The organism is uncultured Brachyspira sp. (genome assembly GCF_944393015.1).
GTDB lineage: Bacteria > Spirochaetota > Brachyspiria > Brachyspirales > Brachyspiraceae > Brachyspira.
Genome location: NZ_CALXYQ010000003.1, coordinates 145,951 through 155,318, shown reverse-complemented (window position 1 = coordinate 155,318; position 9,368 = coordinate 145,951). Strand labels below are relative to the sequence as shown.

Genomic DNA, 9,368 nt, shown 5'->3' with positions numbered 1-9,368 from the left:
AAATGAAGTAAAAGGTATTAACCGCGTTGTTTATGATATATCTTCAAAACCGCCTGCTACTATAGAATGGGAATAATTTTTATAATAGCGGGAAATACATGAATACTAAAGTTAAATCAGTCAAAAATAAAACTATTGATTTTGATATAAATACAGAAGAAGGTAAATCATATCTAAATAAATGTATTATAGACAATGAAAATATAATAGAATACAAAAAAGAAAATATTATAAATAAAACTATAAACGGCAATACTTTTGATGTATTAAAAAAAATAGAAAAAAACATAGCTGATTTAATGATAGTTGATCCTCCTTATAATATATCCAAAAATTATCATGGATATAAATTCAAAGACATAGATAATTTAAGTTATGAAAAATATACTCATCTATGGGTGGAAGACATTATTCCAATATTAAAAAAAGATGCCACAATATATGTATGCTGTGATTGGAAGTCTAGTCTTGTAATAGGGAATGTTTTAGAAAAATATTTCAACATACAAAACAGAATCACTTGGCAGCGAGAGAAAGGCAGAGGGGCTAAAAATAATTGGAAGAATGGAATGGAAGATATATGGTTTGCTACCCTATCTAATAAATACACTTTTAATGTAGATGATGTAAAAATAAGGAGAAAGGTAATAGCTCCATACAGAATAGAGGGAAAGCCTAAAGATTGGACAGAAACAGAAGACGGAAATTTCAGAGATACCTGTCATTCTAATTTTTGGGACGATATATCTGTGCCTTATTGGTCTATGTCAGAAAACACTGCTCACCCTACTCAGAAGCCTGAAAAGTTAATAGCGAAACTGATATTAGCAAGTTCAAATGCTGATGATTTTATATTTGATCCTTTTTTGGGAAGCGGTACTACTTCAGTTGTAGCTAAGAAACTAGGAAGAAATTATTCAGGGATAGAACAGCATAAAACATATTGTGCTTGGGCTGAAAAAAGAATCGAAAATGCTGAAAGCAACAAAGAAATACAAGGCTACACAGGTAATGTATTTTGGGAACGAAACACTATATCAATACAGAAGAAAATAAAGAACGTTAATCAATAATTATTAGATATTATATAAAAGATGATGCCAAAAATGGGGATAACATGTTAATTATTCAAAAAACTGCAAAAGAACCTTTACTTATAAATATAAAAGACACCTATTACACAAAAAATAATAATATAAAGGTTAAGCCTTTCTTGAAATGGGCAGGCGGAAAAGGTCAGATGCTTCCAGAAATTGAAAAATATTATCCATTTTCAAATGGTACAATAAATAAATATGCAGAACCTTTTGTAGGCGGTGGAGCTGTTCTTTTTGATATTCTAAATAAATACCATTTAAAAGAAATTTATATTAGTGATATTAATGCAGAACTAATAAATACATATCATATAATTAGAGATAATATTGATTCTATGATACGTATACTTTCTATGATACAAGATGAGTTTATTCCTATGGATACAGATAATCGTAAAGCTTATTATCTAAAAAAAAGAGAACGTTTTAATGAGTTGAAAGTAAATGGTGATAAAAATATAAATATTGAAAAAGCAGCTCTTATGATTTATCTAAACAAAACATGTTTCAATGGATTATATAGGGTTAATAAAAATGGAGAATTTAATGTACCAATGGGACTATACAAAAAACCAACTATATGCGATGAGGAAAATTTGAGAGCAGTTTCCGAAAAGTTAAAAAATGTAACTATTGTATGCGGAGATTATCGTGAATCTGCCGACTTTATAGATAAAGATACATTTGTGTATTTTGATCCTCCATACAGACCTCTAACAACAACATCTAGTTTTACTGCTTATACTGAAAATAATTTTGATGATAAGTCACAGATAGATTTGGCTTCATATGTAAATAACATACATAAAAATGGTGCTAAAATTCTTGTTAGTAACTCTGATCCTAAAAATATAAATATAAATGATACTTTTTTTGATAATATTTATGCTCAATATTTCATTAAAAGAGTAAACGCTACTAGAATGATTAATAGTAATGGTCAATCTAGAGGCAAAATAAAAGAATTGCTAATAAGCAATTTTTTAATATAGTAAAAAGAGGTGAATATATATACTATATATGCAAACTGTCATATTGAGACAAATTATTTATTAAAAATATGAAAGCGAATATAAATTTAGCTAAAATATATAAAAATTTCTAGTTGTGAGGCTTGAAATCTTTTAAAGCAGAATAAATAATATAAAGAGAGTGAGAACAGAATATTTTCACACCCAAATAATTTAAGATTTAGTAGGTTTAAATATATGAATAGAAATTTTCAAATGTGGTTGTCTAGTTTTCGTGACAGCATAGCAGATTATAAATATTATATAGATTTTGAAAAAGTACATTACAATGTTAATAATATTAAAGTAGAATTGAATATATTAAATACACTTATAGGATCGAAAAATATAAAAAATGATTTTAAAGCTTTAGTTGAGAAATATCCAGAGGTTTTAAAATGTATACCTTTGTTACTTGCTGTTAGATCTAATGAAATATACTGCCAAGATATTAATGGAGGATATTTATATAAGTTTAATATAAAAAATATATCTTTTAATATAAATGAACAATATGACAGGTATACATATTTTATGGAACATACTGGTTTATTTGATTTGTTAGAAAATCATATTATTAGTAATCTAGTTGATTATGCAACAGGAGTTGAAACAGGACTAGATTCTAATGGTCGCAAAAATCGAGGCGGTCATTTGATGGAAGACTTAGTAGAAAGTTTTATCAAGAAAGCAGGTTTTCAAAAAGACAAAACATATTTTAAAGAAATGAAAATAAAAGACATTGAAGATAAATTTGACATAGATCTATCAGAAATATCAAATAAAGGTAAAACTGTCAAACGTTTTGATTTTGTAATTAAAACAGAATATAATATTTATGGCATAGAAACAAATTTTTATGCAAGCAGTGGCTCTAAATTAAATGAGACAGCTCGCAGTTATAAACAAATTGCTCAAGAGTCTCTTGGAATAAGTAACTTTAAGTTTGTATGGTTTACTGATGGTAAAGGTTGGATAGATGCCAGAAACAATCTGGAAGAAACATTTGAAGTTATGGAGTACATTTATAATATCAAAGACTTAGAAAATGGAATCATTGAAGAAGTTTTCAAGTGATATATTTTTTTATAAAAATAAAATATACAATAATTAAAAAATTATATTATTTTTTTAATTAATAATAAAATAATTTAGATATAAAACTTCTAACATTAAAAATTATAATATTACATTCTATCAAATATACTTAGGATTTTGATAATGGAAAAAAAAATAAAAAAATGGGAACCAGATTATTTTGAACTAGAAATGACTACACATTGGTCCTTTCCAGATAGAGGGAATTGGGCTACTCATGATGCAAAATGGCGTGGAAATTGGTCTCCATATATACCTAGAAATATTATACTTAGATACTCTCAAGAAGGAGATTTGATACTAGATCAATTTGCTGGAGGAGGTACTACTCTTGTCGAAGCAAAATTACTTAATAGAAATATTATTGGTGTTGATATAAATGATACGGCACTTGATAGATGTAGAGAAAAGATTGACTTTGAATATTATGGAGCTAATGGTAATGTTTATATTCATAAGGGAGATGCCCGGAATTTGGATTTTATTCTAGATAGTAGTATTGATCTCATTTGTACACACCCGCCATATGCAAATATTATTCAATATAGTGATAATATAGATGGTGATCTATCACGATTGAAAGTAAAAAATTTTATTGAAGAAATGAAAATAGTAGCAGCAGAGAGTTATCGAGTACTCAAAAAAGACAAATTTTGTGCTATTTTAATGGGAGATACAAGGGAAAAAGGTCATATGATTCCTATGTCATTTGATGTTATGCGTATTTTTGAAAATGCTGGATTTAAATTGAAAGAACTTATTATCAAAGAACAACATAACTGCAGGGCAACAGGATATTGGAAAACAAACAGCATAAAATATAACTTTTTATTAATTGCCCATGAATATTTATTCGTATTTAGAAAATAATAAAATAATTCTACAATAATTTAAGTTTTTTCCAATATACTAAAGCATGAGTAAAATTTGTTTAAATATATTTTTAATATTAAAAATCAAAATTATTCATAAATAAAAAAATGGAGCTGCCTCCCACGAACAACCCCATTACTTTTAATAATCGAACAAAAAACTACTTTTTTATTAAAGTATTAAATTAAAGAACCGATAATATAAATGCGGCAAGAGGGAAATTATCCTTGCACATTTAAAGCACCCCCCGTGATTTTCGGCTCTACCTCAACAGTAGCTGTTTTGTCAGAGAAATTACTTCTGACAGTGACATTTACCCCGCCTATTGACGTAACATAAGTGTTAGTTGTGTCAGTCGTAGTAATAGCTGTAACCATATTTGTAAACTCCTTTTAAAATATAGCTTTGTCCTTTAGATATTATACTATATAATAAAAAATTCACAAATAGAAAATTATCTTTTTTTGAGTAATTTTACAATCAATTTTTATAAAACTGTTTAGATAATTTGATATCATCATCAGATAATTTAAAAGTCTTATCTTTCATTTCAGAAAAAGGTACATAAAACATATTTTTATCAAGCAAATCTAATAAAATTTGTTTTTTTCTTTTTAACTCTAAACCTAAAAATTCTTTATCATCTTCAAAACTTTTATTTTCAAAATAATCTATTTGAAGCCTATGATTAATTAAAGATTTATTTTTCATATCTTCAAATATTTCTTTTAACTCTTTATCATCTTTTATTTGTTCAATTTTTTTAGCCCAATCAGCATTATATGAAGCAATATCAAAAGTAATAAACTCTCCACCGCCCTGCCAATTAACATTTTTAGAAATGCCTGAATTCTCACCTTCAATAACTTTCTTAAGCCTTTCCACACAAATATCAAAATGCTCTTGTATCTGCTCAACTCCTATATATCGCCTATTCATTTTATGAGCAACGGCTAAAGTAGTACCAGAACCCGCAAAGAAATCAAGAACAATATCATTTTTTTCTGTAATAGAATTAATTATATCCATTAATAATCTTTCTGGTTTTTGCCCTTGTCCAAATTGTGTATATCCTTCTTTATTTATGTTTCCAATATCTTTATCATAATTATTATCCCAAAAATCTCCTCTTAATGATGTTAATTCTAAATTTTCATTCATTTTCCATGTAATAGGTTCTAATCGCCTAAATCCAGTTAATGAATTAAAAATTAATTCATACTCATTTTTGTTATTTGGATTATAAATTTTATAAACTATACTCCTTGATTTTTTATCATCTTTTGTTTGAAAAATAGTAGTTGCATTTTCTATTTGTTTGTAAGCCCATTTACTAGGTGGATGGTCGGCATATATATAATCTTTATGTTCTTTAATAAATTTTTTTATATTTGGTTCTATTAAATAAAATTCTTTTTTTATATTTTTACAATCTATATTTAATTTTTTCATTTTTTCATCAATTGTAGTAAATTCTTCTCCATCAAAATATATAGAATAATGCGGATCATAATTGTAAATTTCATCATATATAGGTTTTATAAATATAGCACTTTTTTTATAGATTAAAATAAATTCTTTATTTTTAATAAATTTTATATTGGCAAATCTTCTTTTAACACCACTAGAAGGAGTCATTTTTACACTTATAGTATTAATAAAATTATCTCTTCCGAAAATTTCGTCCATTAAAACTTTTAGGTATGCCTGCTCGTTATCATCGCATTGTACAAATATTGCTCCATCATCAGACAATAATTCTCTAGCTAATTGCAGTCTGTCTTTCATAAATACAAGCCAAGCACTATGATTAAAATTATCATTATAAGAAAATGTATCGCTTCCCGTATTGTATGGAGGGTCTATATATATTAATTTTATCTTACCTGCAAATTTTGCTTTCAAACTGCATAAAGCTGCAAAGTTATTGCCATTAATAATTATATTTTCATTGCCTTTTATAGCTGCAGGTGTTTGCTCTTTTATTTTGTCATTTTCAAAACTATATTTCTTAAAATTTTTAAATGCTTTAGGGCTTTTTAATTTATGTATATCTTCTTTAAAAAGAATATTATTTATCATTGTTTCTTTTCTGTTTGTTCTTTTTGCCTCTGTTTTTGTCATTCCTCCGTCAAGAGTGCAGTCTTTATAAGGATAACTTAATACCACATAATCTTCATTCATTATTTTTTCTACTGTTCTGTCAGTTATTAAACCTATTTTATTTCCGTATTTTGTAAAACTATTTCCTAAAAATCTTGCATCATTTATACACATTCTAAAATCTTCTGATTTAAAAATAGTTACATCATCTATTTTTTCAAAAAAATAATCTTTACATCTTTTATCATTAAACAGAAATTTTATTAATTCTGAATTATAAAGTCTTGCATCTTCAGCTATTTTTGATATTAATAAATCCCCATCTTTTCCTATATAGTTATTATTTTTCTTAAATAACTTTTTTAAATAATTATGTATATATTCCATTTAATCATCCTTTAAACTCATTTTTCAATTCATCATTCCATTTTTGAGAATTATTATTATCATCATCTGTAAAAAATCTCATACCAAATAAAATATATTTATCTGTATCAAGCTCCAAAATATCTTTATTTAAAGTACTATCATTTTTTATAGATAGCAAAAAATCTTGTTTTGCTTTTTCTTCTGGTGAAGATTCTAAATGATTTCCTTTTGGTTCCAAAAATACTTGATAATGAATCTGTTCTTTTTTATATTCGCATATTAAAATAAAATCTGGATAAAAAGCTGTTCCATTATCAAAATTATATATAGCTAAATCTTGATCATTTCTAAATAAATATATATTGTTATAGCCTTTTTCTTTTAAATATTCTATAACATCATTAATATGTATTGTAGAAAAATCTATTTCTAAATTACTGTCAGCATATAAAATATTTTGTGCATAATATTCTATTTTTTCCATATTAGCACATAATTTCTCATCGTATATTTTTTTCTTTTTTTCTCTGAACACATCTCTTATTAATTGAGGATAGAACTCTTTTGTTCCTACATATTCGCTGTAATTTTCATCAATTATTTTTATTAATTTAGGATAAAAATCTGTTGTAAGAAAGTTAATATATTCATCATTTGGATTTAAATATTTATTATTCAAATTAAAAAATTTAAATTTTATATCACTAAAATTATCAAATAATTCATCTATATTTTTTAAATCTTGAAATTTAGTTTTAAGTTTATCAAATCCATAATTCATTTTATACCAAGCATAAAGCCTAATAGATTTGTTTATTTTATAAAACTCAATATCTTCAGGACGTCCAAAAGATTCTATTACTCTGTTTTTTAATTTTTCACTTTCTGTTAAGTTTTTATTTTCTTCATTAATAGCATGTTCTGTTTTTCTTGACCCAGTTTTACAAATATATTGAAATTGAAACTTATCAAGACGAACTCTAATATCTGCAAAAGATTTTTTATTTCCTACTAATGTTTTATCTTCTTTATATAATCTAGTTTTTTCTTCTTTTCTATTAGAAAATATAAAATTTGTATCAGCATATTTTTTTACATTTTCTTTTAGTTTAAAATCTTCTTCTCTGCAATATACATCATCTAAAAGTCCATGCTCTCTTAATACAGTTCTCAATTCTGATATGTATCTGCTATCTTTTATACTATGATAATATAATGTTTCTAATATTCTTTTATCATTATCCAAATCTTTATCATATTTTCTTTTATATATTTCATCATCATTATAATAATCTAATTTTAAAGGATAATATCTTGCCCCTCTTCCTATTAATTGAGCTTCACTTATTGTAGTTTTTCCTGCCTTTTTATTTTTTGTATCTGCATCTCTTGTTTCATATAATCTAACTATATCAAATAAATTTAAAACGTCCCAGCCTTCATTTAATTTATTAACACTAAAAATAACTCTTATAGGATTGTCTTTATTCTCAAGTGTATTTAACAATTTATTTTGTTTTGACATTTCCTTACTATCTTTATCATTTTTTTCTTCTGATGATTTAGTTTTTTCATTAGTTATTAATTGATATTCTTTTTTAAAAGCTTCTTTTATTCTGCTTATAAAAATATCAAAATCTTTATATTTATTTTTAAAATATCCTATAGCTTTATATATGATATCTTTTTTATCATTTTCTTTAAGATTAGATTTGTATAATTTATCAATATCTTTTTCTTTTAGATTATCTATTAAATCATTAAATATTTCCTGATTTGCTTGAGATTCTTTTATAAGTTTATGTGCTTTAAATAAAATTATTGGTTTTAACTCTATACCATTATTTGAAGCAATTTCTCTCCTGTATTCGCTAAGTATAACAGAACCAAGCATTAAGTATTTTTTATCAACATCATTTTGTATTATATCAATTTCTTTAGAATATAAATCTTGTCTAAATTTTAATAAATCATATTTAAATATTGTTTTATCCAAATATTTATCAACTATAGATTTATTTTCATAGTCTATAGTAGCCGTAAATTCAAATAAAAAATTTTCTTTGTTAGATTGAAATATAGTTTGTACAGTACTTTCCCAATTATCATTTTTTACTGTTTCTTTTTCATTTGATTTTTCTTCTTCAAAAAATCCTTTTTGAACAATTTTATTTTTAGAAGTTTCTGCATTAAAATGATGTGCTTCGTCTGCTAATATAACAATTTTTTTATCCTGTAAGTTTGTTATATCAAAAGCATTTTCTTTATTTTCTTTTAATAAATTATGTAAATATTGTATAGAAGTTACAAATATATTTATATTATAATCATCTGAATAATCAAAATTATTAACTTCTTTTATTTCAACATTTTTATTATTGATTATAATTTCATTATTAAAAAGATATTTATTACTTGATATATTAAAAAAATTTTCTCTCGTTTTATCTATGATATTTACAGAATTTACAAAAAATAAAAAATTTCTATATCCTTTTTCATATAAGTAAAGTATCAAAGAAGCCATTATTAATGTTTTTCCGCTTCCTGTAGCCATATTAAACATTAAATGATTATTTTTATTATTATTATCATATTCATTTAAATATGCTATAAAATACTGTAAACAGTTTACTTGATATGGTCTTAAAGTATTTTTTATATTTTTAGTAATAGAAATAGGTATTTCAATTTTCTCAATACTTCTTTTCCCTATTTCAACTTCTATAGAATTTTGCAACATTTTAGATAACATTCAAATACCTTTATTAATAAAGTATTTTTATATATCGTAAAGTTTACATAACATATTTAGAAC

The 9,368-nt window shown here is 24.7% G+C and carries 7 protein-coding genes; 5 read left to right on the top strand and 2 right to left on the bottom strand.

What is annotated here, in order from left to right; genetic code table 11:
• From Q0K19_RS15385 to Q0K19_RS02435, 5 genes are all read left to right on the top strand, one after another.
• A partial coding sequence (locus tag Q0K19_RS15385; RefSeq protein WP_367172114.1) for a hypothetical protein occupies positions 1-76 on the top strand: 76 nt, incomplete at its 5' end.
• 22 nt (positions 77-98) lie between these two features.
• Complete coding sequence (locus Q0K19_RS02450; RefSeq protein ID WP_297245044.1) at positions 99-1,073, top strand: DNA methyltransferase; 975 nt, start codon at positions 99-101, stop codon at positions 1,071-1,073.
• A 44-nt stretch (positions 1,074-1,117) separates the two neighbouring features.
• Positions 1,118-2,089: a DNA adenine methylase gene (locus Q0K19_RS02445; protein WP_297245043.1), complete on the top strand. Its 972-nt coding sequence runs from the start codon at positions 1,118-1,120 to the stop codon at positions 2,087-2,089.
• A 216-nt stretch (positions 2,090-2,305) separates the two neighbouring features.
• Complete coding sequence (locus tag Q0K19_RS02440) at positions 2,306-3,184, top strand: type II restriction endonuclease (protein ID WP_297245042.1); 879 nt, start codon at positions 2,306-2,308, stop codon at positions 3,182-3,184.
• A gap of 144 nt (positions 3,185-3,328) precedes the next feature.
• On the top strand, positions 3,329-4,075 hold the full coding sequence (locus tag Q0K19_RS02435; RefSeq protein WP_297245041.1) for a DNA methyltransferase: 747 nt from the start codon (positions 3,329-3,331) through the stop codon (positions 4,073-4,075).
• A gap of 483 nt (positions 4,076-4,558) precedes the next feature.
• Here the strand turns inward: Q0K19_RS02435 and Q0K19_RS02430 are convergent, their stop codons facing one another.
• Entirely contained in the window at positions 4,559-6,568 is a 2,010-nt protein-coding gene (locus Q0K19_RS02430; protein WP_297245040.1) for a site-specific DNA-methyltransferase, read from the bottom strand.
• 4 nt (positions 6,569-6,572) lie between these two features.
• Positions 6,573-9,305 (bottom strand): DEAD/DEAH box helicase family protein, encoded by a 2,733-nt coding sequence (locus Q0K19_RS02425; protein WP_297245039.1) that lies wholly within the window; start codon positions 9,303-9,305, stop codon positions 6,573-6,575.
• Positions 9,306-9,368 lie beyond the last annotated feature (63 nt).

Excerpts from the sequence above, each read along its gene's own strand:
- Q0K19_RS02450 (WP_297245044.1), top strand. The coding sequence starts at position 99 with ATGAATACTAAAGTTAAATCAGTCAAAAATAAAACTATTGATTTTGAT.
- Q0K19_RS02445 (WP_297245043.1), top strand. The coding sequence starts at position 1,118 with ATGTTAATTATTCAAAAAACTGCAAAAGAACCTTTACTTATAAATATA.
- Q0K19_RS02440 (WP_297245042.1), top strand. The coding sequence starts at position 2,306 with ATGAATAGAAATTTTCAAATGTGGTTGTCTAGTTTTCGTGACAGCATA.
- Q0K19_RS02435 (WP_297245041.1), top strand. The coding sequence starts at position 3,329 with ATGGAAAAAAAAATAAAAAAATGGGAACCAGATTATTTTGAACTAGAA.
- Q0K19_RS02430 (WP_297245040.1), bottom strand. The coding sequence starts at position 6,568 with ATGGAATATATACATAATTATTTAAAAAAGTTATTTAAGAAAAATAAT.
- Q0K19_RS02425 (WP_297245039.1), bottom strand. The coding sequence starts at position 9,305 with ATGTTATCTAAAATGTTGCAAAATTCTATAGAAGTTGAAATAGGGAAA.